The organism is Streptomyces sp. NPDC050704 (genome assembly GCF_040654355.1).
In the GTDB taxonomy this organism is placed as follows: domain Bacteria; phylum Actinomycetota; class Actinomycetes; order Streptomycetales; family Streptomycetaceae; genus Streptomyces.
Genome location: NZ_JBFAHW010000013.1, coordinates 64,353 through 90,393, shown reverse-complemented (window position 1 = coordinate 90,393; position 26,041 = coordinate 64,353). Strand labels below are relative to the sequence as shown.

19 protein-coding genes and 1 tRNA gene are annotated in these 26,041 nt (G+C 70.0%); 4 read left to right on the top strand and 16 right to left on the bottom strand.

From position 1 onward, the window contains the following. Positions 1 to 65: 65 nt before the first annotated feature. The 6 genes from AB0I18_RS10005 to sucC all read right to left on the bottom strand — a co-directional run bounded on the left by AB0I18_RS10005 (position 66) and on the right by sucC (position 5,512). The gene (locus AB0I18_RS10005; RefSeq protein WP_363104916.1) at positions 66 to 533 is read right to left on the bottom strand and encodes an alpha/beta fold hydrolase; all 468 of its coding nucleotides are present in this window, start codon (positions 531 to 533) and stop codon (positions 66 to 68) included. 8 nt (positions 534 to 541) lie between these two features. Continuing rightward, positions 542 to 706, bottom strand: coding sequence for a hypothetical protein (locus AB0I18_RS10000; protein WP_363104915.1), 165 nt, complete (start codon positions 704 to 706; stop codon positions 542 to 544). A gap of 604 nt (positions 707 to 1,310) precedes the next feature. Next, positions 1,311 to 1,398, bottom strand: a tRNA-Leu gene (locus AB0I18_RS09995). A gap of 353 nt (positions 1,399 to 1,751) precedes the next feature. Continuing rightward, the gene (locus AB0I18_RS09990) at positions 1,752 to 3,296 is read right to left on the bottom strand and encodes an aldehyde dehydrogenase family protein (protein WP_363104914.1); all 1,545 of its coding nucleotides are present in this window, start codon (positions 3,294 to 3,296) and stop codon (positions 1,752 to 1,754) included. Between the two features lie 189 nt (positions 3,297 to 3,485). Beyond that, positions 3,486 to 4,370 carry a succinate--CoA ligase subunit alpha gene (sucD, locus tag AB0I18_RS09985; RefSeq protein WP_363104913.1) on the bottom strand — a complete coding sequence of 295 codons (885 nt, stop codon included), beginning with the start codon at positions 4,368 to 4,370 and terminating at the stop codon, positions 3,486 to 3,488. 11 nt (positions 4,371 to 4,381) lie between these two features. After that, positions 4,382 to 5,512 carry an ADP-forming succinate--CoA ligase subunit beta gene (gene sucC, locus AB0I18_RS09980; RefSeq protein ID WP_363104912.1) on the bottom strand — a complete coding sequence of 377 codons (1,131 nt, stop codon included), beginning with the start codon at positions 5,510 to 5,512 and terminating at the stop codon, positions 4,382 to 4,384. Positions 5,513 to 5,700: 188 nt separating this feature from the next. Between sucC and AB0I18_RS09975 the strand changes: the two genes are divergently transcribed. From AB0I18_RS09975 to AB0I18_RS09960, 4 genes are all read left to right on the top strand, one after another. After that, positions 5,701 to 7,386, top strand: coding sequence for a thiamine pyrophosphate-binding protein (locus AB0I18_RS09975; RefSeq protein WP_363104911.1), 1,686 nt, complete (start codon positions 5,701 to 5,703; stop codon positions 7,384 to 7,386). Between the two features lie 10 nt (positions 7,387 to 7,396). Continuing rightward, a complete protein-coding gene (frc, locus tag AB0I18_RS09970) occupies positions 7,397 to 8,656 on the top strand; it encodes a formyl-CoA transferase (RefSeq protein ID WP_363104910.1) in 1,260 nt (419 codons plus the stop codon). 3 nt (positions 8,657 to 8,659) lie between these two features. Further along, the gene (locus tag AB0I18_RS09965) at positions 8,660 to 10,804 is read left to right on the top strand and encodes an acetate--CoA ligase family protein (RefSeq protein ID WP_363104909.1); all 2,145 of its coding nucleotides are present in this window, start codon (positions 8,660 to 8,662) and stop codon (positions 10,802 to 10,804) included. Between the two features lie 115 nt (positions 10,805 to 10,919). Then, a complete protein-coding gene (locus tag AB0I18_RS09960; protein WP_363104908.1) occupies positions 10,920 to 12,308 on the top strand; it encodes an OFA family MFS transporter in 1,389 nt (462 codons plus the stop codon). A 412-nt stretch (positions 12,309 to 12,720) separates the two neighbouring features. Here the strand turns inward: AB0I18_RS09960 and AB0I18_RS09955 are convergent, their stop codons facing one another. From AB0I18_RS09955 to AB0I18_RS09910, 10 genes are all read right to left on the bottom strand, one after another. After that, positions 12,721 to 13,782, bottom strand: coding sequence for a sugar phosphate isomerase/epimerase (locus AB0I18_RS09955; protein WP_363104907.1), 1,062 nt, complete (start codon positions 13,780 to 13,782; stop codon positions 12,721 to 12,723). A 117-nt stretch (positions 13,783 to 13,899) separates the two neighbouring features. After that, positions 13,900 to 15,291: a nucleotide pyrophosphatase/phosphodiesterase family protein gene (locus tag AB0I18_RS09950; protein ID WP_363104982.1), complete on the bottom strand. Its 1,392-nt coding sequence runs from the start codon at positions 15,289 to 15,291 to the stop codon at positions 13,900 to 13,902. Positions 15,292 to 15,299: 8 nt separating this feature from the next. Further along, a complete protein-coding gene (gene eboE, locus AB0I18_RS09945) occupies positions 15,300 to 16,469 on the bottom strand; it encodes a metabolite traffic protein EboE (RefSeq protein ID WP_363104906.1) in 1,170 nt (389 codons plus the stop codon). A 3-nt stretch (positions 16,470 to 16,472) separates the two neighbouring features. Next, complete coding sequence (locus AB0I18_RS09940) at positions 16,473 to 17,384, bottom strand: TatD family hydrolase (protein WP_363104905.1); 912 nt, start codon at positions 17,382 to 17,384, stop codon at positions 16,473 to 16,475. After that, positions 17,384 to 18,088, bottom strand: a complete 705-nt coding sequence (locus AB0I18_RS09935) for an EboA domain-containing protein (protein WP_363104904.1) — start codon at positions 18,086 to 18,088, stop codon at positions 17,384 to 17,386. The genes AB0I18_RS09940 and AB0I18_RS09935 overlap by 1 nt, the downstream gene beginning before the upstream one ends. After that, entirely contained in the window at positions 18,085 to 19,116 is a 1,032-nt protein-coding gene (locus AB0I18_RS09930) for a sugar phosphate isomerase/epimerase family protein (protein WP_363104903.1), read from the bottom strand. The genes AB0I18_RS09935 and AB0I18_RS09930 overlap by 4 nt, the downstream gene beginning before the upstream one ends. Then, a complete protein-coding gene (locus AB0I18_RS09925) occupies positions 19,113 to 20,582 on the bottom strand; it encodes an SCO3242 family prenyltransferase (RefSeq protein WP_363104902.1) in 1,470 nt (489 codons plus the stop codon). The genes AB0I18_RS09930 and AB0I18_RS09925 overlap by 4 nt, the downstream gene beginning before the upstream one ends. 47 nt (positions 20,583 to 20,629) lie before the next feature. Beyond that, positions 20,630 to 21,799 (bottom strand): inositol-3-phosphate synthase, encoded by a 1,170-nt coding sequence (locus AB0I18_RS09920; RefSeq protein ID WP_363104901.1) that lies wholly within the window; start codon positions 21,797 to 21,799, stop codon positions 20,630 to 20,632. Between the two features lie 207 nt (positions 21,800 to 22,006). After that, positions 22,007 to 23,425 carry a ThuA domain-containing protein gene (locus AB0I18_RS09915; protein ID WP_363104900.1) on the bottom strand — a complete coding sequence of 473 codons (1,419 nt, stop codon included), beginning with the start codon at positions 23,423 to 23,425 and terminating at the stop codon, positions 22,007 to 22,009. Between the two features lie 11 nt (positions 23,426 to 23,436). Next, positions 23,437 to 25,956 (bottom strand): PQQ-dependent sugar dehydrogenase, encoded by a 2,520-nt coding sequence (locus AB0I18_RS09910; protein ID WP_363104899.1) that lies wholly within the window; start codon positions 25,954 to 25,956, stop codon positions 23,437 to 23,439. Positions 25,957 to 26,041: the final 85 nt, after the last annotated feature.

Below are 26,041 nucleotides of genomic sequence, written 5' to 3'. Positions count from 1 at the left end.
AACTGAATTGAAAGGTTCCGGTCTGGAAATTTCAGATCGAAGGTGCGCGGTCCGCGGGCCGGCAGTCAGGCAAGCTTCGTCACGATGTCGGCCACCTGCTGCGGCATCGACAGGAACGGAGAATGCGAGGAATCGAGCGTCACGACGCTGGTGGGATTGTCCGGGAACGCGGCATCCGCATCGTCAATGAACTTCTGCTGCAGGCGTGGCCGCAGCGCCACGTCCCGCGAACATACGACGTACGTACGCGGCACCGAACCCCACCCGTCACGGGTCAGCGTGGTGGTGTCCATCGCCACACCCACCGGAGAGTCCGACGTCAGCAGAGCGGCATCCGCGTCGGCGACAGTCGGCTCGACATCACCGTAGAGCGCCTCCCGCAGCTGCTGGTGGTACTCAGGTGCTTCGGAGGCGAGATCGAGCCGCATGGCGCCGATCACGGCGGGATCGGCCCGAACGGCCGACGAGACCATCTCCCCCGCGTTCTCGGGCATCCCCACACAGGCGGCGGCCGGAACGTCCGACGCCGGCATGTAAGCGGTCAGATACACCGCGTGCGCCAGAGCTCGGGCCGCAGTTGGGCCGCCCTCGTCAGCACCGGACCGCCCATGCTGTGGGCCACCACCGTCACCGGACCACCCTCGCCGACCCTCTCGATCTGCGAGATGAGCAGTCCGGCCGCCTCGTCGAGGCCCGCCCCCGCCATCGGCGACACCTCGGAGGCCAGGGCCGCGGCGTCATACGGGCGGCGTGCGAGGGAGTTCGGCCTGCGTGAAGCCCGTGTCCCGCCATGTCCACCGCGACAGCGGGACGGTGCGCGCCGGCGCCGCAGGTGGGGACCTCGTTCCAGCACCAGGGCCCATGCCAGAAACCGTGCAGGAAGAGCAGTGGAGTCGGGTGAGCAGACATGATCACTCCTTCGTGACGACACCATCGGCCACGACGATCGGAAGCGCGTGTTCCACACCTCCATCAACGCACAGAGGGCGGCGGTTACATCAACTGCACCAATGGGAGCCGCGGGACGCCTGCTCCACCGTTCCGCGCGGCCGAGGCTGTACCGGCCTCCGCCGTCACCACCACAGGAGCGGCTCGAAGTGAGCCTCCCCCTCGTATCGTGGAGTCCGTGACGGCAGGGGAAGCCGGCCACTCCGGTAAGGACGGAGCACGCCGACCGGCCGCCTCCAGTACGGGCCCGACTCGGCCTGTCATCCCTGGTCTGACCTGGGATTCTGCAGGCTGCTGGTCACGTGGTTGGTCATGCCACAGCCCGGAAATGCAAGAGACCCCACACGAAGTGGGGTCTCAGCTGGTGTCCGAGGGGGGACTTGAACCCCCACGCCCGATAAAGGGCACTAGCACCTCAAGCTAGCGCGTCTGCCATTCCGCCACCCGGACCAGGTGTCTGTCGCCTGGCCGGGGGTGTTCCCCGCGGCGACATGGACAACAATACCAAGCTTTCGGGGTGCCTTTCACCTGCGTTTCCTGGCTCGGGCGGCCCCGCGGGAGGCCGGGAAACGACCCACTCAAGGCTTCACCGTCAGTGGTGGGACCGACACGATCGGTTCTCGGAGTGGCTGGTTCTCGCGCCTTCTTGTGGTGTTCGGGTGGCCCCGTCCCGACGGACGGCGCGCAGGTTCGCCCCTCCCCGAAGGCGTTGGTGGACGGCACCGCCACGACGGTGACGCCCACCAACGCCATTGGGGCAGATCTTCGACGTGCGGGCTACACGCTCACACCGTGCGCCGCGGTCACGGCATGAGGTGGTAGTCCGGGAAGTTCCCGGGCAGCCGCTCCCCCGCCGGTCCCTGTGTCACGGCACGCACGAGCAGCTCGCCGCCGACGAACGCGCCGCGCCACGACGCGCCGAAGCCGCCGAAGAGCTCGTCGCGGTCGCCCCGGGAGCGGGCCTTCCCGTGGCCGACCTTGAAAGCACGGATCTGCGGTGCCAGTCGCCGGTACGTGGCCTCGTCGTCCGTGGACAGGGTGGCGACGAGTGCGCCGTTCGACGCGTTCATGGCGGCGAGCAGCTCGGCCTCGGTGTCGACCAGGACGATGGTGTCGACCGGGCCGAAGGGCTCCGCGTGGTGGAGCGGGGAGGATGGGGGCGGGTTGAGCAGGGTGACCGGCTGGACGTACGCCGCCGTGTCCTGGCCGGGCAGGAAGCGCGCGTCGCCGAGCTTGCCGCGGTGTACCGGGACGGCGCCGCGGTCGATGGCCTCGGCGACCTGGTCGTGGAGGTCCTTCGCCTTGGCCGCGTTGATGACCGGCCCGAAGTCCAGCTGCGGATACGGGCCGTCCGGTTGCTCGACGGCCAGCGGATGGCCGACCCGGAGGGTGCGGACCGCCGGGAGGTAGGCCGCCAGGAACTCGTCGAACAGCTCACGCTGGACGACGAAGCGCGGGTAGGCCGTGCAACGCTGCTTGCCGTAGTCGAAGAGCTTCGGAATGACCGCCGTCAGCGTGTCCCAGTCCGTGTGGTTCCAGATACCCCAGGTGTTCAGGCCTTCCTGTTCGAGTACGTGCCGCTTGCCGAGGTCGGCGACGGCCGTGGCCACCGCGGCGCCCGTGTCGCGGCCGCCGACGAAGGAGACGCAGCCGATCTCGGGCGCGCGCACGAGCGCCTCCGACAGCTCGCCCCCGCCGCCGCTGACGAGGGTGACGGGAATCCCTTCGCGTGCGGCGAGCGCGCAAGCCAGGGTCAGACACGCGACGCCGCCGTCGGTCGGGGTCTTGGCGATGACCGCGTTGCCTGCCAGTGCCTGTACCAGCATTGCGTGAACGAGCACGCTCATCGGGTAGTTCCAGCTCGCGATGTTGGACACCGGGCCGTTCAGCGGGGCCCGGTTCTCGACCATGGGCTCGATGCCGTCGACGTACCAGCGCACGCCGTCGATGGCCCGGTCGACGTCGGCCTGCGCGAGCCGCCAGGGCTTGCCGATCTCCCAGACGAGGAGAAGGGCGAGCAGTTCGCGGTGCTGGGTGAGTGCGTCGAGGGTGGCCGCGACGCGGGCCCGGCGTTCCTCCACCGGTACGTGCCGCCAGGCGCGGTGGTGGTCGAGGGAGGCGCGCACGGCCTGGTGGGCCGTGGCGCCGTCCAGGCGGGGCGGGCCGGCGATGGGGCTGCCGTCGACGGGGCTGGTGGCGGGCAGCGCCCGGCCGTCGGCCTGCCAGGCGGCTCCCCAGAGGTTGAGGACACGGTCGTCCTGGAACGCTTCCGGCGCTACGGCCAGGCAGCGCTCCCAGGCGTCGGTCCAGGACGTATGGGCCTTGAGGGTGAGGGTCGGTGATGCCATTCGGGTGTCTCCGCTCTCGGTGCACAGTCGGGGGCGGGAGGGAATTGCATGGCTCGGCTTCCCTGCGCAGGGACGCGGGGTCGCGTACGTACGGAGGGAAGGTGGTGAGGGAACGTAGCGAGCGAACGTGGCGCTCGACAGTCACCTCGCGTCAACTATGAGTGACGTCACGCTCCGCTTCGAGGGCGCTCAGCGATGTTCTTCGAGGAGTGCCAGAACGAGTTTCGCCGTTTCGGTCGGTGTGCCGCCCACGCGTACACCAGCCGCTTCCAGGGCTTCCTTCTTCGCCTGTGCTGTGCCGGAGGAGCCGGACACGATCGCGCCCGCGTGGCCCATCGTCTTGCCCTCGGGGGCGGTGAAACCGGCGATGTAGCCGATGACGGGCTTGGTGACGTGCTCGCGGACGTACGCGGCCGCGCGTTCCTCGGCGTCGCCTCCGATCTCCCCGATGAGGACGATCAGTTCGGTGTCGGGGTCGTCCTGGAAGGCCGCCAGGCAGTCGATGTGGGTGGTGCCGACGACGGGGTCGCCGCCGATGCCCACGCATGTCGAGAAGCCGATGTCGCGGAGTTCGTACATGAGTTGGTACGTGAGGGTGCCGGACTTGGACACCAGGCCGATGCGGCCGGGCTTGGTGATGTCGGCGGGGATGATGCCCGCGTTGGACTGGCCGGGGGTGATCAGGCCGGGGCAGTTGGGACCGATGATCCGGGTGCCCTTGGCGGTGGCGTACGCGTGGAAGGCGACCGAGTCGTGGACGGGGATGCCCTCGGTGATGACGACGGCGAGTCCGATGCCGGCGTCGGCGGCTTCCACAACTGCCGCCCTGGCAAAGGCGGGTGGCACGAAGACGACGCTGACGTCGGCGCCGGTCGCCTCGATGCCTTCGCGCACGGAGCCGAAGACTGGCACGGCGCGGTCGTCGAAGTCGACGCTCTGGCCGGCCTTGCGGGGATTGACGCCGCCGACGACATCAGTGCCCGCCGCGAGCATGCGCCGGGTGTGCTTCATGCCCTCGCCGCCGGTCATGCCCTGGACGAGGACCTTGCTCTCCTTGGTCAGATAGATGGCCATGTCCCGCTCCTTCAGCTGGCGTTGGCGAGTTGGGCGGCGCGGCGCGCGGCGCCGTCCATGGTGGTGGCCTGCTGGACCAGCGGGTGGGCCCGCTCGTCGAGGATCGTGCGGCCGCGTACGGCGTTGTTTCCGTCGAGGCGGACGACCAGCGGTTTGGTCAACTGGACGGTGTCCAGGGCCTGCACGATGCCGTCGGCGACCGCGTCACAGGCGGTGATGCCGCCGAAGACGTTGACGAAGACGGACTTCACGGCCGGGTCGGAGAGGATGACGGAGAGGCCGTCGGCCATGATCTGGGCGGAGGCGCCGCCGCCGATGTCGAGGAAGTTGGCGGGGCGCGCGCCGCAGCCCGCGACCACGTCGAGGGTCGACATGACGAGGCCCGCGCCGTTGCCGATGATGCCGACCTCGCCGTCCAGCTTCACGTAGTTGAGGCCCTTGGCCGCGGCGGCCGCCTCCAGCGGGTCGTCGTGCTGGGATTCCTGGTCGCCCCAACGGGCCTGCCGGAAGCGGGCGTTGTCGTCGAGGGTGACCTTGCCGTCGAGGGCGAGGAGCTGCCCCTGGGCCGTACGGACGAGGGGGTTCACCTCGACCAGGACAGCGTCCTCGCGGATCAGTACGTCCCAGAGCCTGACCAGGACGTCGACGGTCTGCGGGGGCAGCCCCGCGGCTTCGGCGATCTCGCTCGCCTTCGCCGAGGTGACGCCCTCGGCCGGGTCGATGTGGACGCGCGCCACGGCGTCCGGCCGGGTTGCGGCGACCTCCTCGATGTCCATGCCGCCCTCGGCCGAGGCGATCGCGAGGAAGCGGCCGGCGGCGCGGTCGAGTACGTAGCTGACGTAGAACTCGCTCTCGATGTCGACCGGTTGGGCCAGCATCACCTTTCCGACGGTGTGGCCCTTGATGTCCATGCCGAGGATCTGGCGTGCCGTCAGTTCGGTGGCGGCCGGATCGGCGGCGAGTTTCACGCCGCCCGCCTTGCCGCGTCCGCCGGTCTTCACCTGCGCCTTGACGACGACGCGGCCGCCGAGCCTGCGGGCGATCTCGCGTGCCTCCTTGGGCGAGTCGGTGACCTCCGCCCTCGGCACCAAGATGCCGTGTTCTTCGAAGAGTTCCCTTGCCTGGTGCTCGAACAGGTCCATCTCGGCTCCTACCTAAAAGTTGCCGCACGCCCCCTGGACACCACCCACCGGATGCGGGATAACAAGCTTCATACAGTATTCGTCGACTGTATGCAATCTACCGCGACGGCATCCACGAACAGTGCGCGCACACCGTCTGAGCTGCACTTCAGCGCGCCCAATCCCCTACGAAGGGACAGGACTTCGCCATGCCCGACGACACCAGCCAGAACCTCATCTCCGGTGGGCACCTGGTCGCCAAGGCACTCAAAGCGGAGGGTGTGGAGGTCATCTACACGCTCTGCGGCGGCCACATCATCGACATCTACGACGGCTGCGTCGACGAAGGCATAGAGGTCGTCGACGTTCGCCACGAACAGGTCGCCGCCCACGCCGCCGACGGCTACGCGCGCATCACCGGCAAACCCGGCTGCGCGGTCGTCACCGCCGGTCCCGGCACGACCGACGCCGTGACGGGTGTCGCCAACGCCTTCCGTGCGGAGTCCCCGATGCTGCTGATCGGCGGCCAAGGCGCCCACACGCAGCACAAGATGGGGTCCCTCCAGGACCTGCCGCACGTCGACATGATGACGCCGATCACCAAGTTCGCGGCGACCGTGCCGGACACCGCGCGCGCCGCCGACATGGTGTCGATGGCGTTCCGCGAGTGCTATCACGGCGCCCCCGGGCCGTCCTTCCTGGAGATACCGCGCGATGTGCTGGACGCCAAGGTGCCGGTCGAGAAGGCCCGGGTGCCCGCCGCCGGCCAGTACCGGGCCTCGACCCGCTCGGCCGGTGACCCCGAGGCGATCGAGAAGCTCGCCGACCTCCTCGTGCACGCCGAGAAGCCCGCGATCCTGCTGGGCAGCCAGGTGTGGACGACGCGTGGCACCGAGTCCGCCATCGATCTCGTACGCGCCCTCAACATCCCCGCCTACATGAACGGCGCCGGCCGCGGCACCCTGCCGCCCGGGGACCCGCACCACTTCCAGCTGTCGCGCCGGTACGCGTTCTCCAACGCCGACGTGATCGTCATCGTGGGCACGCCCTTCGACTTCCGCATGGGCTACGGAAAGCGGCTGTCGCCGGACGCGACCGTCGTGCAGATCGACCTCGACTACCGGACGGTCGGCAAGAACCGGGACATCGACCTGGGGATCGTCGGTGACGCCGGCCTGGTGCTGAAGTCGGTGACCGAGGCCGCCTCGGGGCGCATCAACGGCGGCGCCTCGAAGCGCAAGGAGTGGCTCGACGAGCTGCGGGCCGCCGAGCAGACCGCCATCGAGAAGCGGCTGCCCAGCCTGAAGTCGGACGCCTCGCCGATCCACCCGTACCGGCTGGTCAGCGAGATCAACGACTTCCTCACCGAGGACTCCATCTACATCGGCGACGGCGGCGACATCGTCACCTTCTCCGGTCAGGTCGTGCAGCCCAAGTCGCCCGGCCACTGGATGGACCCGGGGCCGCTCGGCACGCTCGGCGTCGGAGTTCCGTTCGTGCTCGCGGCCAAGAAGGCGCGGCCCGACAAGGAGGTCGTCGCCCTCTTCGGAGACGGCGCCTTCTCGCTCACCGGCTGGGACTTCGAGACCCTCGTCCGCTACAACCTCCCCTTCGTCGGCATCGTCGGCAACAACTCCTCGATGAACCAGATCCGTTACGGCCAGGCCGCCAAGTACGGCCTGGAGCGCGAGCGGGTCGGCAACACCCTCGGCGACGTCCACTACGACAAGTTCGCCCAGATGCTGGGCGGTTACGGCGAGGAGGTCCGCGACCCCGCCGACATCGGCCCCGCCCTCCAGCGCGCCCGCGAGTCGGGCAAGCCCTCGCTGATCAACGTCTGGGTCGACCCGGACGCGTACGCCCCCGGAACCATGAACCAGACGATGTACAAGTGAGGTGTCCCCGATGACAGTCACGGCAGCGACGTCAGGAACATCGACCAAGGCTCTCGAAGGCGTCCGCGTCCTCGACATGACACACGTCCAGTCCGGGCCGTCGGCGACCCAGCTGCTCGCCTGGCTCGGCGCGGACGTCGTCAAGCTGGAGGCGCCGACCGGCGACATCACGCGCAAGCAGCTGCGCGACCTCCCGGACGTCGACTCCCTCTACTTCACGATGCTCAACTGCAACAAGCGGAGCATCACCCTCAACACCAAGACCGAGCGCGGCAAGGAGATCCTCACCGAGCTGATCCGGCGCTCGGACGTCATGGTCGAGAACTTCGGGCCGGGCGCGATCGACCGAATGGGCTTCACCTGGGACCGCATCCAGGAGATCAATCCGCGAATCGTCTATGCCTCCATCAAGGGGTTCGGGGACGGCCCGTACACCAACTTCAAGGCGTACGAGGTCGTCGCGCAGGCCATGGGCGGGTCGATGTCGACCACCGGGTTCGAGGACGGGCCGCCGCTGGCGACGGGGGCCCAGATCGGTGACTCGGGCACGGGCATCCACGCGGTGGCGGCGATCCTCGCCGCCCTGTTCCAGCGGGAGAACACGGGGCGCGGGCAGCGCGTGAACGTGGCGATGCAGCACGCCGTGCTGAATCTGTGCCGGGTGAAACTGCGGGACCAGCAGCGCCTCGGGCACGGTCCGCTGGCTGAATATCCCAACGAGGACTTCGGCGACGAAGTTCCCAGGTCCGGCAACGCGTCCGGCGGCGGCCAGCCCGGCTGGGCGGTCAAGTGCGCACCGGGCGGCCCCAACGACTACGTGTACGTCATCGTGCAGCCCGTCGGCTGGAAGCCGATCACCGAACTCATCGGGCGCCCCGAGCTGGCGGACGACCCCGAGTGGGCGACCCCGGAGGCCCGGCTCCCCCAGCTCACCAAGATGTTCCAACTCATCGAGGAGTGGTCGTCCACGCTCCCCAAGTGGCAGGTGCTGGAGAAGCTCAACGGCCACAACATCCCCTGCGGCCCGATCCTTTCCACCAGGGAGATCATCGAGGACCAGTCGCTGGTCGCCAACGAGATGGTCGTGACGGTGCCGCACCCGGAGCGCGGCGACTTCGTCACCGTGGGCAGCCCGCTGAAGCTCTCCGACTCCCCCGTGGACGTGACCAGTTCGCCGCTGCTCGGCGAGCACAACGAAGAGGTGTACGTCGGCGAGCTCGGTCTCGGCGACGAGGAGCTGCGCCTGCTCAAGTCGAACGGAGTGATCTGATTGATGGCCGAAGACCGGGTGCTGCGGGTACGTACGCTCCTCGCCGCCGTACGGGCCGAGGGACGCACCGCGCTGACCGCGCCCGAGGGCAAGGTGATCGCCGACGCGTACGCGATCGCCGTCCCCGGCGAGGAACTGGCGACCGACGTCGAGGAGGCCGTGGCGTACGCGGCGCGCTTCGGCGCTCCTGTCGTCATGAAGATCGTCTCCCCCGACATCCTCCACAAGACCGACGCGGGCGGTGTGATCGTCGGTGTGGAGGGCGCGACCGACGTACGGGCCGCGTTCCACAAAATCATCGACAACGCGCGCGGGTACGCGCCGGACGCCCGTATCGAGGGCGTACAGGTGCAGGAACTGCTCCCCCAGGGGCAGGAGGTCATCGTCGGCGCGGTGACCGACCCGACGTTCGGGAAGGTCGTCGCCTTCGGGCTCGGCGGTGTGCTCGTCGAGGTCCTCAAGGACGTCACGTTCCGGCTGGCGCCCGTGGACGGGGACGAGGCCCTGTCGATGCTGGAATCGATCCGGGCCGCCGAGATCCTGCGCGGAGTGCGCGGCGCGCCGGCCGTCGACCGGTGGGCGATCGCCGAGCAGATCCGGCGGGTCTCCGAACTCGTCGCGGACTTCCCGGAGATCGCCGAGGTGGACCTCAACCCGGTGATCGCCACCCCGGAAGGGGCGGTCGCGGCGGACATCCGCGTGATCCTCGCCGACTCGGTCCCCAAGGAGCGGCGCAAGTACTCGCGCGAGGAGATCCTCACCTCGATGCGCCGGCTGATGCAGCCCTCGTCGGTCGCCGTGATCGGTGCCTCCAACGAGCAGGGCAAGATCGGCAATTCGGTCATGCGCAACCTCATCGACGGCGGCTTCTCCGGAGAGATCCATCCGGTGAACCCCAAGGCCGATGACATTCTCGGCCGCAAGGCGTACAAGAGTGTCACCGACGTTCCCGGTGAGGTGGATGTGGCGGTCTTCGCTATCCCCGCCAAGTTCGTGGCCTCGGCTCTGGAGGAGGTGGGACGCAAGGGGATCCCCAACGCCGTGCTCATTCCCTCCGGGTTCGCCGAGACGGGCGAGCAGGGGCTCCAGGACGAGATCGTGGCCATCGGTGAGCGGTACGGCGTCCGGCTGCTCGGGCCGAACATCTACGGCTACTACTCGACGTGGCAGGACCTGTGTGCCACGTTCTGCACGCCGTACGACGTGAAGGGCGGCGTCGCACTCACCTCGCAGTCCGGTGGCATAGGGATGGCCATTCTGGGCTTCGCGCGCACTACGAAGACAGGTGTTTCGGCGATCGTGGGGCTCGGCAACAAGTCGGACCTGGACGAGGACGACCTGCTGACCTGGTTCGGCGAGGACCCCAACACCAAGTGCATCGCCATGCACTTGGAGGACCTGAAGGACGGGCGCGCCTTTGTGGAGGCCGCGCGGGCGACCGTTCCGAAGAAGCCGGTGGTCGTCCTCAAGGCCGGCCGTACGGCGGCCGGAGCCAAGGCCGCGGGCTCGCACACGGGAGCCCTGGCGGGCGACGACGCCGTCTATGAGGACATCCTGAAGCAGGCCGGCGTCATCCGGGCTCCCGGTCTGAACGAAATGCTGGAGTACGCGCGCGCGTTGCCGGTGCTGCCCACTCCCCAGGGCGACAACATCGTGATCATCACGGGGGCCGGCGGCAGTGGCGTCCTGCTGTCCGACGCGGTGACCGACAACGGGCTCTCCCTGATGGAGATCCCGCCGGACCTGGACGCGTCCTTCAGGAAGTTCATCCCGCCCTTCGGGGCCGCCGGCAACCCGGTGGACATCACGGGCGGCGAGCCGCCGTCGACGTACGAGGCGACGATCCGGCTCGGTCTGGAGGACCCGCGGATCCACTCGCTCGTCCTGGGCTACTGGCACACCATCGTGACCCCTCCCATGGTCTTCGCCGAGCTCACCGCGCGCGTGGTGGCCGAATTCCGGGAGCGCGGCATCGAGAAGCCCGTCGTGGCGTCACTCGCGGGCGATGTCGAGGTCGAGGAGGCCTGCCAGTACCTGTACGAGCGGGGGGTCGTGGCGTACCCGTACACGACCGAGAAGCCGGTGGCCGTGTTGGGCGCGAAGTACCGCTGGGCGCGTGCGGCGGGACTGTTGGGGGGCGGTCGATGAACTGAGCGCGGCCCGAACCACGGGGCCTGCGGTGCCGCTCGCCGCGGGCCCCTGCGCGAAGAGAACGGACAGGGGGCGCTGGCCAGGCTTCTTCCACGCGAAGGGTTCGAACGACATGGCGACAACTGACATCTCCACATCCGTCCCCTACAGGGAGGTGACGGACGCCAACGGCCGGATATACCGGCTCGGCGAGACCGATATCGACATCATGGGCCGTAAGCGCAAGTGGATGGTCATCCTGCCCTGGGTGGGCATGATGGGCATCAGCTCGGCCGAGTACGCGTTCGCGTCCGCCGAGGACACCTTGCACACCGCGCACAGCTGGAGCAGTCTGCACATCTTCTGGCTGCTCGGCGTGTGGGTCTTCTTCCAGGCAGCGGTGGCCTTCCCGGCCGGCAAGCTCCGCGAGTCCGGGAAGCTGCCGGCCCGCATGGCGATGATGCTTGGCGCGCTGGGCACACTGCTCGGCTATCTCTCGCTCGCCTACGCCCCGCATGTGATCGTCGCCTACCTCGGCTTCGGCATGTTCAGCGGCATGGGCGCCGGTTTGGTCTACGCGACCTGCGTGAACATGGTCGGCAAGTGGTATCCGGAACGCAAGGGCGGCAAGACCGGCTTCGTCAACGGCGGCTTCTCCTACGGCTCGGTGCCCTTCGTCTTCATCTTCACCGGCTATATGGATCTGACCAACTTCCGCTGGGTGCTCGTCTCGGTGGGCCTCTTCCTGGCGGCGGTGGTGGCCGTGGCCGGCTACTTCTTCAAGGACCCGCCGAAGAACTGGTGGCCTTCAGAGGTCGACCCGCTGCGCCCGCCGGATGATCCGCGGGCCCGTCGGTCCCTGGCGAAGAACCCTCCGGCGGTGAAGCAGTACACACCGAAGGAGGCCTGGGCGACCGGGCGGGTGGCGGTGATGTGGTTCTGTCTGCTGTGCTCCTCCAGCGTGAACATCTTCGGCATCGCCTTCCAGGTCGAGCTCGGAGAGGAGGCCGGCTTCGCCGGGGGCATCGTGGCCACGGCGATGTCGCTGAAGGCCATCGTCAACGGCACCGGGCGCGGTGTGATCGGCTGGCTCTCGGACCTCTACGGCCGCAAGCAGTGCCTGGTCATGGTGTTCTTCATACTCGGCCTCTCGCAGTACGCCCTCCTCGCCTCCGCGAACGCCGGCAACCTGCCGCTGTTCCTGCTGTTCTCCAGCGTCTCCGGCTTCGGCGGTGGCGCGGTCTTCCCGATGATGGCGGCGATGACCGCGGACTACTTCGGCGAGAACAACAACGCCTCCAACTACGGCCTGGTCTACAGCTCCAAGCTGATCTCCGGCCTTGCCGGCTCCGGCATGGGCGCCCTGGTGGTGGGTGTCTGGGGCCACAACGGGGCGTTCATCCTGGCCGGCACCATCGCGGTGGTCGCGGGCTTTGTCTCGATGTCCCTGACCCAACCGGGCCGAAAGAACCGCAACAAGATCGAGCCCAACCCGAAGCCGATCAGCCGGGAGGACATGTGACGCTCTGACAGCGGAACGTGAAGGGGACCGTCCGGGGCAGGCCCGGACGGTCCCCTTCGCTGTGCGCGCCCAGGCCTCGTGCGCCGGGCAGAACGAGGTGGCCATCGGTGACGACCATGAAGCGCTCCATGCCGGGGATGAGGACGTTGACCACGGGCAGGTGGTCGCTGGCGACTTGCCGAGCGGGTGGCCGCCCGCTGGTCCAAGTAGGCGGGCATCGAGAGGAAGGCGGGCACCCCGATGTCGTCGTCGCTGGCCGGCGGCCGGTAGGGCAGGCAGGCCGGCGGCCGGTCGGGGCCCTCGGACGGCCGGGCCGGTACGGCGTCCCACCGTCCCAGCGAACGGCCCCGAGACCGCTGGGCCTCGGGGCCGTTCGTACGCTGCCCACACCGCGCGGTAGCAGCTGGTCGAGCTAGTCGCCGCAGCGCTCCCGCAGCGAGTGCAGGTGCTCGCTGGACTTGCGGGCGAAGGCGAAGGACTCGACGGGGTTGTCGTGTTCGGCCTGCCAGTGGTGGTAGTGGCGCCCGCCGTGAGTGCGCTTGGTGACCTTCGAGATGAAGGCCTTGTAGTCGATGTCGCCGTCACCGACGTCCGCCATCCGGTAGCCGTCACGGACGGATTCGTCGCGGATGCCGTCCTTGACGTGGAAGAGCGGATAGCGCGCGGGCTGCTTCAGGACGTAACGCAGCGGATCGAAGGGGGCAGGGGTGCCGTCGACCTGCTTGGAGAAGCGGAACTGGCCGGCGAACGCCCAGTAGATGTCCATCTCCAGATAGACCAGATCGGGGTCGGTCTCGGCGAGCAGCACGTCGTAGAGACGTACGTCGGGGCGGTCCGAGGCGAAGGAGAACTCCTCGGCGTGGTTGTGCTGGTAGAACTTCATGCCGCGCTTCCTGGCCGCCGCACCGTAGGTGTTGAACTCCTCGGCCGCGCGCTTCCAGGCGTCCACCGTGTCGCCGTAGCGGAAGGGTCCCGACGCGGTGCCGATGTGCTTGAGGCCGAGCGCCTGGGCGTCGTCGAGGACCTTGTTCAGGTTCTGGGCGAAGGTGTACGCGTTCGGGTCGCTGGAGTAGTAGCCGACATGGCTGCCTATGGGGTTCAGGCCGTGGTCGCGGGCCAGCCGCTTGAGCTGGGCGAGCGTGATCGGCCCCGCCGAGCCCTGGGTGTATCCGGCGAACTCGACCTCGTCGTAGCCGTACTTCGCCAGCTCGGCGAAGACGGGGGCGAAGCCGAGCGTGGAGACCTTGTCGCGCAGGCTGTACAGCTGGATGCCGAGCCGGCCGGGCGGCAGGACGGGACGGCTTCGGCCCTTCTCCGCGGCCGCGGCGGGGGTGGCTGCCGTGCCGAGCAGGGCGGCCGCGGTGGCGCCGGCGGCCACGCCGAGCATGCCTCGTCTGCTGAGGCGGTGGCTGAGTTCGGGGTCTTCGTTCTTGCTGGTGGAGGCCGTGAAGGCGGTGCGGCTGGTGCGGCTCATGCCTGGAACTCCTCGTTGTCGGAGGGCGTTGTCAGTGGTGAGTGCTTCACTTGTGACCAGTCGGAAAAGACGGGCCCGTGAGGGGCCGACGGGCCGAGGCCCGCCGGTCATTGCCGGTCAGTGGAGACCGGCGAGTTGGAGCAGCAGTGCTTTCACATCGGTGGCCGCGACACGGTCGCCGACAGCGCGGGGGGTGGAGCAGATGATGAGCGGACCTTCGTCGTCGCTCAGGGGAAGGCGGCCGTGGCTGCCGCGAATAGGTGAGGGATCGAGGGGCACGACCGCCATGCGGTAGCGCATGCCGAGCTTCTTGCGGGCCAGTGCGCCCGCGGCCTTGACCTTGACGTACGGGTCGAGCGGATCCATGAAGAGCTCGACCGGGTCATAGCCGGGTTTGCGGTGGATCTCGACGAGCTGCGCGAAGTCGGGCGCGCGGGCGTCGTCGAGCCAGTAGTAGTACGTGAACCAGGCGTCCGGCTCCGCGACGGCGACGAGTTCGCCGGAGCGCGGGTGGTCGAGGTGATGGGTCTTCTTGCCCTCGTCGTCGAGGAGTTGCTCGATGCCGGGCAGATCGGCCAGCGCTGTCTTCGTGGCCTCCAGGTCCTCGGGACGGCGTACGTAGACATGGGCGATCTGGTGGTCGGCGACAGCGAAGGCACGTGAGGCCATCGGGTCGAGGTACTCCATGCCGTCCTGGGTGTGCACCTCCAGGAGTCCGGCGCGGCGCAGTGCGCGGTTGATGTCGACGGGGCGATCCACGCGGGTGATGCCGTACTCGGACAGGGCGACGACCGTACGTCCTTCCGCGCGGGCGTCGTCGAGGAGCGGGGCCATGGCCGCGTCCAGGTCGGCGGCCGCTTTCAGGGAGCGCGGGTCGTCGGGGCCGAAGCGCTGCAGGTCGTAGTCGAGATGGGGGAGGTAGCAGAGGGTCAGGTCCGGGTGGCGGGTGCGGATGATGTGGCGGGTCGCGTCGATGATCCAGCGGCTGGAGACGAGGTCGGCGCCGGGCCCCCAGAAGTGGAAGAGGGGGAACGTGCCGAACTTCTCGGTGAGTTCGTCGTGCAGGGCCGGAGGCCGGGTGTAGCAGTCGGGTTCCTTGCGGCCGTCGGAGTAGTAGATCGGACGGGGGGTGATGGTGATGTCGGTGTCGGCGCCCATGGCGTACCACCAGCAGATATTGGCGACCGTGTAGCCGGGGTGCGCGCGCCGTGCCGCGTCCCACAGTTTGTCTCCGGACACCAGGCCGTTGTGCTGGCGCCACAGGAGGACGTCGCCGAGGTCGCGGAAGTACCAGCCGTTGCCGACGATGCCGTGCTCGGACGGGTGGGTGCCGGTGAGGAAGGTGGACTGGGCGGCGCAGGTGACGGCGGGCAGGACGGTGCCGAGGTGGGCCCGGGAGCCGGACTGGGCGAGGGACTTGAGGTGGGGCATGTGGTCGAGGAGACGGGGAGTGAGGCCGACGACGTCCAGTACGACGAGGGGGGTGGGGGTGGGGCCGCTGGGCTCCATGGGCTGGTTCACGGCAGCTCCTTGAGGCCGAGGTCCGTCAACAGGTCGCGGGCGAGGGTGAGTTCCGCGGCGATGCCGTCGGCCAGCTGGGCACGGGCGCGGGGGCGCAGCTCGGGTGGGAGGGCTTGCCAGGTGTAGGTCTCGACCTCCAGATGGCGGGTGAGCGGGTGCGGGCCGCCGACCAGCCGGGTGAGCGTGTCCTTGAGTACGGGCAGCGTGGAGGTGAGGGGCGCGGCGGGGGCCGCGTGCAGGGGGACGTGGAAGTGGGCGCGCCACGGGGACGCGTCGGGCAGGGCGTCCTCCTTGAGGGCCTCGCCGAGGTCGTCGGTGCCGCGGAGTCCGGCGGCGGTGAGGGTGCGGGTCTGGTGCAGGAAGCGGGGTTCGTCGAAGGCGGCGAGGGCCTCGCGGACCTCGGGGAGGTGGGGGTGTTCGGCGTGCAGGGCGGCTGAGAGCTGGGATTTGACGATGGGGACGCCGGCGGTGGTCAGCGCCTGCAGAGCGGTGTGCGGATCTTCGAAGGAGGTGGCGAGATGGCAGGTGTCGACGCAGACGCCGATGCGGTCGTGGCCGATCGCGGTGAGCGGGGCGATGGCGTCGGCCGTGGTCTCGACGATGCAGCCGGGCTCCGGCTCCAGGCCGATGCGGATGGAGCGGCCGGTCAGCTCCTCCAGCGCGTCGAGCCGCTCGGCGAGGGTGGCGAAGGCGGTGTGTGCCTGGGACGCGCGGCTGTCGTCATAGACCGTGCGCCAGGCGAGCGGGAGCGTGGAGATGGTGCCTTCGGTGACGTCGTCGGGGAGGAGACCGGCGAGGAGGCGGGCCAGAGCCGTGGTGTGTTCGAGTCGTTCGGCGTCGGCCCAGTCCGGCTTGTACACGCGGTACTTGACCTCGTCGGCGCCGAACCCTTCGTAAGGGAAGCCGTTGAGGGTGACGACTTCGAGGCCGCGGCTGTCGAGTTCCGTGCGCAGCCGGCGCAGGGCGGACGGGTCGGTGACGAGGGCGTGGGCGGCGTCCTTGGCCAGCCAGAGGCCGATGCCGAGACGGTCGCGGCCGAGGCGTCTGCGGACTGGTTCGCAGTGGTCGCGGAGCTGGGCGAGCACGCCGTCGAGGGTTTCGGCGGGGTGGACGTTGGTGCAGTAGGCGAGGTGGACGGTGGAGCCGTCGGGGTGGCGGAAGCGCATCGGTCACGCCTCCGTGGTCGTCGGGTCGGTCTTCGGGGCGGGTTGCGAGCTGGGTTGCGGGTCGGTCTTCGGGGCGCCGCGGAGGATGGAGTTGCCCTCATGGGTGGTGTTCGTGCCCGCGACCTCCAGGTCGAGGCGGCCACTGAGGCCGTAGAAGGCGACGGGGTTGCGCCACAGCACCTGGTCGACGTCGTCCTCGGTGAAGCCCGCCGCCAGCAGTGCGTCGCCGACCCTGCGGGTCTTGAGCGGGTCGCTTCTCCCCCAGTCGGCGGCCGAGTTGACCAGGACCTTCTCCGGCCCGTACGTCCGGAGGACCTCGACCATCCGCTCCTCGTCCATCTTGGTGTCCGGATAGACGGAGAAGCCGAGCCAGCAGCCGCCGTCCTTGGCCTCCTTGACCGTGGTCTCGTTGAGGTGGTCGACCAGGACGCGGTCCGGGGGCAGTGCGGACTCCCGGACGACGTCGAGGGTGCGGCTCAGGCCTGCCAGCTTGTCGCGGTGCGGGGTGTGGACGAGGGCGGGCAGTTCGTGGTCGGCGGCGAGCTGGAGCTGGACGGCCAGGGCCGTGTCCTCGGCGGGGGTCATCGAGTCGTAGCCGATCTCACCGACGGCCACGACGTGGTCCTTGACGAGATACCGGGGCAGCTCGTCGAGGACCGGGACACAGCGGGGGTCGTTGGCCTCCTTGGGGTTGAGGGCGAGCGTGCAGTGGTGGGCGATGCCGTACTGGGCGGCGCGGAAGGGTTCCCAGCCGAGGAGGGAGTCGAAGTAGTCGAGGAAGGAGGCGGGTGAGGTGCGGGGCTGGCCGAGCCAGAAGGCTGGTTCGACGACGGCCCGGACGCCGACGGCGTACATGGCCTCGTAGTCGTCGGTGGTCCGTGACGTCATGTGGATGTGGGGGTCGAAGATGCGCATCAGGACTCCTTGCCGTCGGTGCCGTACGTGCCTTCGGTGCCGGACGGGGTGGCCGGGTGCTCGGTCAGGGCCAGGACGCGGTGCAGGTCGTGGGGTACGGGACGGCCCGCGGCGGTGCGTTCCTCGGCGTAGTCGCCGAGCATGCGAGCCAGTTCGGCGTCGGCGCGGGCGCGGTGGGGCAGGTCGGCCACGGCGTCGACGGGAACTCCGGTGAAGAGGCATTTCAGGACGGCGTGCCGCCAGTTGTGGGCATCCAGGTGCCGGGCGGCGTACGGGCCGACGGCGGCGGCCACCAGCCGGGTGTCGTTGGTGCGCAGGGCGTCCTCGACGATCGGCAGGGCGTCGGGGCCCGTCACAAGGTGGTGCAGGGACTGGAGGACGGCGCGGCGTTCGGCGGCGGTGCCCTGGCGGTAGACGCGGGCGAGGGTGTCGGCGTCGGCCCGGGCCGCGTGCAGGAGGAGTACGCGGGCGGCGTCGGCGTGCTCGGGTCCGCAGCGGCGGCCCGCCTCGGCGATCCTCAACTCCCAGACGGAGACGGGTCCGTGGGAGCCCGGCTGGGCGGCCGCCTCGTCGAGGGACCGGTCCAGCCAGGTGCGGGCGGCGGAGTCGAGCCGGCTGTGGAGGCCGGCGCGGAGGGCGGCGAGGGCGGGCGGGGCTTCCGTCGGGGTGCCGGGCGTGCCGGGGGTGTCGTGGAGGTGGTTCACAGGGCTCTCCCTTCGGAGGCGACGGGGCCCTCGGCGGGGGTGGGTGCGCGGTCGGCGCCCTGGGAGCGGGAGGCCGCGGCCGCGTGGTGGAGGAACGGGAGGGACTGCTCGGCGAATTGGGGGCCGGCGTGGGAGTGGCGGGGCAGTTCGACGGTGATCAGGCCCTGATAGCGGGTGGCGGCGAGGGCTTCGAGTACCGGTGGGAAGTCGATCTCTCCGTCGCCGAAGGGGAGGTGTTCGTGGATGCCGCGGCGCATGTCCTCGATCTGGACGTGGCGCAGCCAGGGGGCGGCGGCGCGGACGCAGTCGGCGGGTGACAGCGGTTCGAGGCACTGGCAGTGGCCGATGTCGAGGGTCAGGCCGAGGGCGTCGGGGCTGCCGAGCGTGGTGCGGAGGTGGTGGAAGTCGGCGAGGGTGGCGAGGAGGTGGCCCGGTTCGGGTTCGATGGCGAGAGGGATTCCGGCGTCGGTGGCGGCGTCGAGGACGGGGGTGAGGGTCTCGGCGAGGCGTTTCCAGGCGGTGTCCTCGGACGTCTCCCCGTCCGGGCCCTTCGGGGTGATGCCGCTGAAGCAGTGCACCGCGTGGGCGCCCAGGTCGGTGGCGACCTGGACGGCACGGAGGAGGTAGTCGACGCGTCGGGCTCGTTGAGCCGGGTCCGGGTCCAGCAGGGGCGGGCCGTGCTTGTGCCTCGGGTCGAGTACGTAGCGGGCGCCGGTCTCGACGGTGACGCCCAGGCCGAGCTCGTCCAGCCGGTGGCCGAGCCTGCGGGTGCGGGTCGCGAGGTCGGGGGCGAGCGGGTCCAGGTGCATGTGGTCGAGGGTCAGGCCCACGCCGTCGTAGCCCAGGTCGGCGAGGAGAGAGAGGGCGTCATCCAGGCGGAGGTCGGTCAGGCCGTTGGTGCCGTAGCCGAAGCGGAGGGAGTGTGACTGGGACTGGGACTGGGAGCGGGAGTGGGAGTGGGAGTGGGAGTGGGGATGAGATTGGGGTCGGGGGTCCGCGGCCGGGCGGGGGCTTGGCTCAGGGCTCATGTCAGGCTCACCTTCCGGCTGAATCTGCGGGCGGCCGGGGCGAGGGCGGCTGTCAGCAGGGCCGTGAGGGGCGCGCCGGAGCGGGCTGCGAGGGCGGCCTGGAGGGGGATCATGGCTCGGATTCCGCCGCCGACGGCCCGCTGGGTGAGCTGGGGTGACGGGTTCAGGGCGGCATGGAAGAGCGGGCGGGCGGCCGTCACGGCGTAGACGGCGGCGAGTGCTCCGCGCAGGGCCGCTTCGCTCGGGGAGGTCGCGGTGCGCCGCGGTGTCAGGAGGTGACGGGGCACGGAAACCCACGGGGAGGCTTGGGTCTCGGACCCGGACGTCAGTGGGGTGGCGCGGGCGCCGGGCCCGGATGTCCGGTGGGCGGTGTGGGACCCGGAAATCGGGGGTGGGGTGTAAGTCGGGAGAGCCGCGGATGAGGGATGGGTTGGGGGAACGGAAATTGAGGCCTGGTTCGTGGCCCCGGAAGGCAGAGTGGAGGCATAGGTGGCGGCGGCCCCCCGAACCGGCGTAGAGGTGTGCGTCTCCGTACCGGTGGTCGGCACAGCGGCACCAGCCCATGGGAGGGAAGTCGGAAGGGCACCGCGAGCCCCCGGCCGGTGAGCCGGCCTCGCAGACCGGAGTCCCCACCAGTGGGTCGGCATCGCAGACCGGAGTCGCCACCGGTGAGCCGGCGTCGCAGCGGGTGCTCCCGGCCGGAGAGCCGGCATCGCAGCGGGGGCTCCCGGCTGGGCGGTCAGCGGGTCCGTCGGGTCGCCGGGCTTTTCAGCGCAGATGACTGTCCAGGCCAAGGCCGTCGTCGTCGCCAGTGCCGTCAGTGGGGCCCAGGGAGAGCCGCCCTGGGTTTCGTGGCGGGAGACGGTGGTGACGGCCAGGGTGTGGGTGCCGAGGGTCAGGGCAGACGGTGCTGCCTTACGGGTATCACCGTTGGTTGCGGCTGCCCCGAGGAGGAGGTCCAGGGCACGGGCCGTGGCCATCGCCAGGGGGCCCGCGGGGGTGCGCTTGAGGATCAGGTCGTACGACCAGACCGTGGCGGCCAGTGCGCCGGCGACGGCGAACGGTCGTCGGCCCGCGCTGCATGCGAGGCCCAGGCCCGCCACCGTCAGGCCGCCGGCCGCCGCCAGCGCCGCGGGCGGTCGGATCCGGCCGGAGGGCAGGGGGCGGTGCGGGCGGTCCACGGCGTCTTCCTCGCGGTCGGCCCAGTCGTTGAGGGCCATGCCCGCCTCGTACAGGCAGAGGGAGGAGGCGATGGCCAGCAGGGTTCGGCGGTTCGGGGGTGCCCCGGCCGCGGCGGCGCCCGCGAGCGCGTCGCCGGGAACCGTGAAGAGGGCGGGGAGCCGGAGCAGTTCCACCCAGGGACTCGGGCCCGCCCCTCCCCTGACCTTGAACAGCCCCGGCAGCCCTGACGGCCGTGGCAGTCCCGGCAGCGCTGCCAGCCGTGGCAGTCCTGGCAGCCCCAGCATGCCTCGCACTCGCAGTCCCCGTACCCCCTGTAGTCCCCGCGGCCCCGTCATCGCCACTCCCCCGACAGGCCGTGCGGCTCCGGTTCGTCCGGGTCCCGGCGCAACCGCTCCGCGAACCCCACCAGTTCCGCGTACTGCTCGCCCAGGGCCGCGGGTCCGTCCCCCACCGGGTCCTTGAAGTAGAAGCCGAGTTCGCTCAACGGGCCCGACAGGCCCACCTCGCGGGCCCGTGCCACCAGCCGGGCCAGGTCCAGGATCAGCGGAGCCGCGAGCGCTGAGTCGCAGCCCTGCCAGGTCGTCTGGAGGACCATCCGGGTGCCGAGGAAGCCATCGAAGGCGATGTGGTCCCAGGCCGTCTTCCAGTCGCCGAGCGCCGGTACGTCGTCGATGTGGACCTCGCCCTCGGGGACCGTGCCGAGGGTGTCGGCGAGGACGCGTTCTTTGCCGGCGTTCTTCGCGGCCGCGGCGGCCGGGTCCGCGAGGGCCGCGCCGTCACCGCCGCCCAGCAGGTTCGTACCGGACCAGGCGCGGACCGCCAGCGCGCGCTGCGCGAACATCGGGCCGAGGACCGACCGCAACAGGGTCTGGCCGGTCTTGCCGTCACGCCCCGCGTACGGCAGGCCGGACGAGGAGGCCGCGGACGCCAGCGCCGGGTGGTGCAGGCCGCTGGACGGCGTGAAGTTGACGTACGGGCAACCGGCCCGCAGGGCGGCCGCCGCGTACAGGGAGCTGGCCGGGAGCGCTGTGTCGTCGGCGGGCACGGGTTCCGTGGAGGCCACGTTCACCACGACCGCCCCGGTCAGACCGCGCCGGCGGATGAAGTCGCGTATGTCGGAGGCCAGGGCCTCGACCAGTTCGTCCTCGCCGCGCGCCTCGCCGGGCTGCGGGCCGCCGAGCATGATCTCCCGGTCGGCGGCGGCCAGTTCGGCACGCACAGCCTGCGGCAGTCCGGACGGCAGCACCCCTCCGGCGGCGAGCGCCTCGGCACGCTTGGGCAGCGGGCAGTCCACCGTGTCGTGGCCGCCGAAGACGAGGGACGACAGCGGGGGCAGGCCGCAGTCGGCGAAAGGAGGGGTCTCGGTGACCATGCCCGTCGGTGGGTGCAGCCCGGCGGTCACCGCGGCGCAGCCCGCGACGGCCGTGGTGGCGACGGAGCCGCGTGCCCCGATCAGCCACACTCCCACCCGGGACGGGGAGACGGACGGTTCGGCGGACATGGGCAGCCTCCTTTTCGTGCGCGAGTTCGTGCGCGAGGAAGAACGCGAGATCGTTCGCGAGCCGGCAGGGCTCGTTCGCGAGCCGGACCAACTCGTATGCGAGCCGGAACAGTTCGACAGTTCGACTGCGAGCCGGAACAGCTCGGGTGCACGCCGGAAAGGGACAAGACGGCGGGCGGAGGTCCGGCGTCCTCCGCCCGCCGTCGCTCAATCGCCCTGCGCGGCGGATCGCGCCGGCAGTTCCTTGACCCGGATGTCACGGAAGGACACCTGGTCTTCGGCTCCGTGGTTCTGGATGCCGATATGACCGTCCCTGAGGCTCCGTACCGGATCGGTGTTGGTGAAATCGTTGATCTTCACGCCGTTGAGCCAGACGCGGAGCCGTTCACCCTCCACGCGGATCTCGTACGTGTTCCACTTCCCCGGCGGGTTCAGCGCACGGTCGCGCTTCTTGAGGTCGGCGGACTTGAAGCTGTACACCGAGCCCGTCGTCCGGTCGGGGGCGTCCGTGGCGTCGATCTGGATCTCGTACCCGTTGTTGACGGCCGACCAGGGATCGTCGGAGGCCGGGAAGCCCACGAACACCCCGGAGTTGTCGTCTCCGGAGGCGCTCGCCATCTTCCAGTCGAGCTTCAGCGAGTACGAGCCGAAGCCGGAGTTGGAGTCGTCGCCACCGGCGTACCAGAGCATGCCCAGGCCGCCGGACGACGTGAGTGTCCCGTCGTCCGAGAGCGAGAACGAACCCGGCCCCGCCTGCTTCCAGTCCGACAACGACTCGGCCGTCCCGTCGAAGAGCGGCGTGTAGCCGTTCTCCGGACGGCAGTCGGCCTGCTCGGCGCCGGTCGCCCAGCGGATCCCGCCCAGCAGGTGCTGCCGGAGGGCGGGGTCGGCGAACGACTCCTTGGTGTGGCCGACCCCGGTGTAGAAGGAGCGGCCGCCCCGGTACTCCTGGCACCAGGCGATCGGATGGTCGCCGCTCATCGTGCCGCCGCTGTACGACGACTCGTCGAGCGAAGACAGGATGTGGGCCCGGTCCCGGGGATTGGAGCGGTAGTTGTACCACTCGTCCGTGCGGTTCCAGGACTCTCCGAGGTGCGAGGTCGCCGGGTGTGCCCGGTCCTCGACCTCGATCCGGGCCGGCTGGATCGCCGGGTGCGACTGGAAGTACGCGCCGGCGAGGCCGCCGTAGAACTCCCAGTCGTACTCGGTGTCGGCGGCCGCGTGGATGCCCACGTATCCGCCGCCGCGCTTGATGTAGCCCTCGAACGCGCTCTGTTGCGTGTCGTTGAGCACGTCCCCCGTCGTGGAGAGGAACACGACCGCGTCGTAACGGGCCAGGTTGTGCGAGGTGAAGGCGGCTCCGTCCTCGGTCGCGTCCACCGCGAATCCGCCCGCGGCGCCGAGGTCCTTGACCGCGGCGATCCCCTCGGGGATGGAGTCGTGCCGGAACCCGGCGGTCTTGGAGAACACCAGGACCCGGTCACCCTTGGACGATTCAACCGATTGAGCCGGGTCAGCCGATCCAGAGGATTCAGCGGACCCCTTCGAAGCCGCGGGTCCCGACACACACCCGATGAGCAGGGCGGCGCCGACAACAGCGGTCACCGTTCGGCCAGTTGATCTCATGCCACACCTCCTCAGCGAGTGGTGAAGGTGAAGTCGTCCACCTCGTACAGCGCCCCGGTCCCGCTCCCCTTGAAGACGAGGTAGAGCGTGGTCGTGCCGCGCGGCGCACCCTTCAGAGCGGCGCTGACGTCCTGGTACGTCTCCCAACCGCCCGTCACCGGGACGGTCGCGGTGCCGAGCAGCTTGCCGGTCGGCGAACCTGTGCGGATCTCGAGCTTTCCGCCCGCGCCGGCGGAGGCGACCCGTGCCGTGATCTTGGTCGCGTTGCCCAGCACGTACGGCTCGAAGGAGATCCAGTCGCGGTTGTTGATGTCACCGACGGTCTTGGCCCCGTGGGCGGCTGTTCGCGACTGCACCGTGACGCCGGAGGACGCCTCGCCGAAGTGCTCGGCCTGCCGGTGCTTGGGCTGGAGGACGCTCTGGTCGTGCGTGGTGAGCGCCTCCTGGCCGCCGCCTCCGCCGTCGGTGTACTCCGCGTCGAAGACGCCGAAGATGTTGGCGTTCTCGTCGTGGCCGCCGTCGGCACTGGTCTGGATGGTGCCGGAGCAGCCGTTCGCCGAGGTCACCGGGTGGCCATGGCTGTCGTGGCCGAGGATGAAGGTGACCTTCACCTTGGCGCAGTCGATCGTGCCGTCCTCCGGGTCCGTCACCCGCACCTTGAAGGGAACGGCGTCACCGAAGCTGAACAGCTGCCCGTCGCGCGGGAGTTCCAGCGTCACCTTCGGGGCGGTGTTCCCGACGACGACCCGCACACTCGCGCTGCCGGTACGGCCGGTGGTGTCCTTGGCCGTCAGCGTCGCCGTGTACGTACCGTTCTTCTTGTACGTGTACGTGGGGTTCGCCGACGTCGACTTGGAGCCGTCGCCGAAGTCCCAGCTGTACGTGAGGGCGTCGCCGTCCGCGTCCGTCGTGCCCGCGGAGGAGAACTTCACCCGCAGCGGCGCCTGTCCTGACGTACGGTCGGCCGCGGCCTGCGCCACGGGCGAGTGGCCGTCGGTCGCGTTCTCGATCCGGTACAGGCCCGAGTACTCGTCGCCGCCGAACCACGAGAGGCCGTAGTCGAGGACGTACAGCGCGCCGTCCGGGCCGAAGGCCATGTCCATGACCTGGGTACCGGTCCACGGCACGTCGTTGATGGACTGCACAGTGCCGTTGTCGTCCGACGAGATCCGCTTGATCCAGCGGCGGCCGAACTCACCGGCGAAGAAGTCGCCGTCGTACGCCTCGGGGAACTTGACCGGCGAGTCGAGCGCCGCGTCGTAGTGGTAGACCGGTCCGCCCATCGGGGACTCGGAGCCGTCGCCGAACTCCGGGACGGACGCGCCGTCGTACGGAATCCAGGCGGCCTCGGCCGGCGGCAGGTCGGTCAGGCCGGTGTTGTTCGGCGAGGTGTTCTTCGGGGCGGCGCAGTCGAAGGCGGCGCCCGAGGTGCCGGTCGCGAAGTCGTAGTCGATGTAGGCGTCGTTGTCGCCCGTGCAGTACGGCCAGCCGAAGTTGCCGGGCTTGGTGACGCGGGCGAACTCGACCTGTCCCGCGGGGCCGCGGGTGGCGCTGGCGGCGCCGGCGTCCGGCCCGTAGTCGCCCACGTACAGGATGCCCGTCGCCTTGTCGACGCTGAAGCGGAACGGGTTGCGGAAGCCCATCGCGTAGATCTCGGGCTTCGTCTTGTCCGTGCCGGGGGCGAAGAGGTTGCCGTCCGGGACCGAGTACGAGCCGTCGGCGTTCACCTTGATGCGCAGGATCTTGCCGCGCAGGTCGTTGGTGTTGCCGGAGGTGCGCTGGGCGTCGAAGACGGGGTTGCGGTTGGCGCGCTCGTCGATGGGCGTGTAGCCGTCCGACTGGAACGGGTTGGAGTCGTCACCGGTCGACAGGTAGAGGTTGCCCTGCGCGTCGAAGTCGATGTCGCCGCCGACGTGGCAGCAGATGCCGCGGGTCGCCGGGACGTCGAGGATCTTCTTCTCGCTGGCGTTGTCGAGGGTGCCGTCCGCCTTCAGGACGAAGCGGGAGAGCCGGTTGACGCCGTTGAAGGGCGCGAAGTCGGCCGCGGTGCCCGTCTCGGGGGCGTCGCCCGCCGGGGTGTCGAGCGGCGGGGCGTAGTAGAGGTAGATGAAGCGGTTGTCGGCGAAGCCGGGGTCGATGCCGACGCCCTGCAGGCCTTCCTCGTCGTGCGAATAGACGTCGAGCTTGCCCGCGAGTTTCGTGTTGCCTGCCGCGTCGGTTACGCGCAGTTCGCCGTCGCGCGAGGTGTGCAGGACCGAGCGGTCCGGGAGGACCGCCAGTGACATGGGCTCGCCGACCTCGGGTTCGCCCTTGGCGAGGGTGACCTGCTGGAAGTCCTCGGCTGCGACGGGGGCGGCGGGCGCGGCGCCCGGGTCGGCGACGGCGGCGCCCGCCGGCGGGGTGGCGAGGGTGAGGGACGCGCCCGCCAGGAGCGCTCCGGTCAGCAGGGCGAGCGCCTTGCGGAGTCGGAGTCTCGGGCGTCGTCTGTGGCTCTCGGTTCTGCTGGTGCTGGTGGGATCTTTCGCGTGCACGGGTTGCCTCCAGAATGGGGCCGGTTGTCCATGCGGGTGCGTTACGCCGGGGTGCGCCGTCACCCCGGAGACTCTGCGTAGGGGG

Excerpts from the sequence above, each read along its gene's own strand:
- eboE (WP_363104906.1), bottom strand. The coding sequence starts at position 16,469 with ATGCGCTTCCGCCACCCCGACGGCTCCACCGTCCACCTCGCCTACTGC.
- AB0I18_RS10005 (WP_363104916.1), bottom strand. The coding sequence starts at position 533 with ATGCCGGCGTCGGACGTTCCGGCCGCCGCCTGTGTGGGGATGCCCGAG.
- frc (WP_363104910.1), top strand. The coding sequence starts at position 7,397 with ATGACAGTCACGGCAGCGACGTCAGGAACATCGACCAAGGCTCTCGAA.
- AB0I18_RS09950 (WP_363104982.1), bottom strand. The coding sequence starts at position 15,291 with ATGGAGCCCAGCGGCCCCACCCCCACCCCCCTCGTCGTACTGGACGTC.
- AB0I18_RS09940 (WP_363104905.1), bottom strand. The coding sequence starts at position 17,384 with ATGCGCATCTTCGACCCCCACATCCACATGACGTCACGGACCACCGAC.
- AB0I18_RS09990 (WP_363104914.1), bottom strand. The coding sequence starts at position 3,296 with ATGGCATCACCGACCCTCACCCTCAAGGCCCATACGTCCTGGACCGAC.
- AB0I18_RS09920 (WP_363104901.1), bottom strand. The coding sequence starts at position 21,799 with ATGTCCGCCGAACCGTCCGTCTCCCCGTCCCGGGTGGGAGTGTGGCTG.
- AB0I18_RS09930 (WP_363104903.1), bottom strand. The coding sequence starts at position 19,116 with ATGAGCCCTGAGCCAAGCCCCCGCCCGGCCGCGGACCCCCGACCCCAA.
- AB0I18_RS10000 (WP_363104915.1), bottom strand. The coding sequence starts at position 706 with ATGGCGGGGGCGGGCCTCGACGAGGCGGCCGGACTGCTCATCTCGCAG.
- AB0I18_RS09915 (WP_363104900.1), bottom strand. The coding sequence starts at position 23,425 with ATGAGATCAACTGGCCGAACGGTGACCGCTGTTGTCGGCGCCGCCCTG.
- AB0I18_RS09975 (WP_363104911.1), top strand. The coding sequence starts at position 5,701 with ATGCCCGACGACACCAGCCAGAACCTCATCTCCGGTGGGCACCTGGTC.
- sucD (WP_363104913.1), bottom strand. The coding sequence starts at position 4,370 with ATGGCCATCTATCTGACCAAGGAGAGCAAGGTCCTCGTCCAGGGCATG.
- sucC (WP_363104912.1), bottom strand. The coding sequence starts at position 5,512 with ATGGACCTGTTCGAGCACCAGGCAAGGGAACTCTTCGAAGAACACGGC.
- AB0I18_RS09925 (WP_363104902.1), bottom strand. The coding sequence starts at position 20,582 with ATGCTGGGGCTGCCAGGACTGCCACGGCTGGCAGCGCTGCCGGGACTG.
- AB0I18_RS09960 (WP_363104908.1), top strand. The coding sequence starts at position 10,920 with ATGGCGACAACTGACATCTCCACATCCGTCCCCTACAGGGAGGTGACG.
- AB0I18_RS09955 (WP_363104907.1), bottom strand. The coding sequence starts at position 13,782 with ATGAGCCGCACCAGCCGCACCGCCTTCACGGCCTCCACCAGCAAGAAC.
- AB0I18_RS09965 (WP_363104909.1), top strand. The coding sequence starts at position 8,660 with ATGGCCGAAGACCGGGTGCTGCGGGTACGTACGCTCCTCGCCGCCGTA.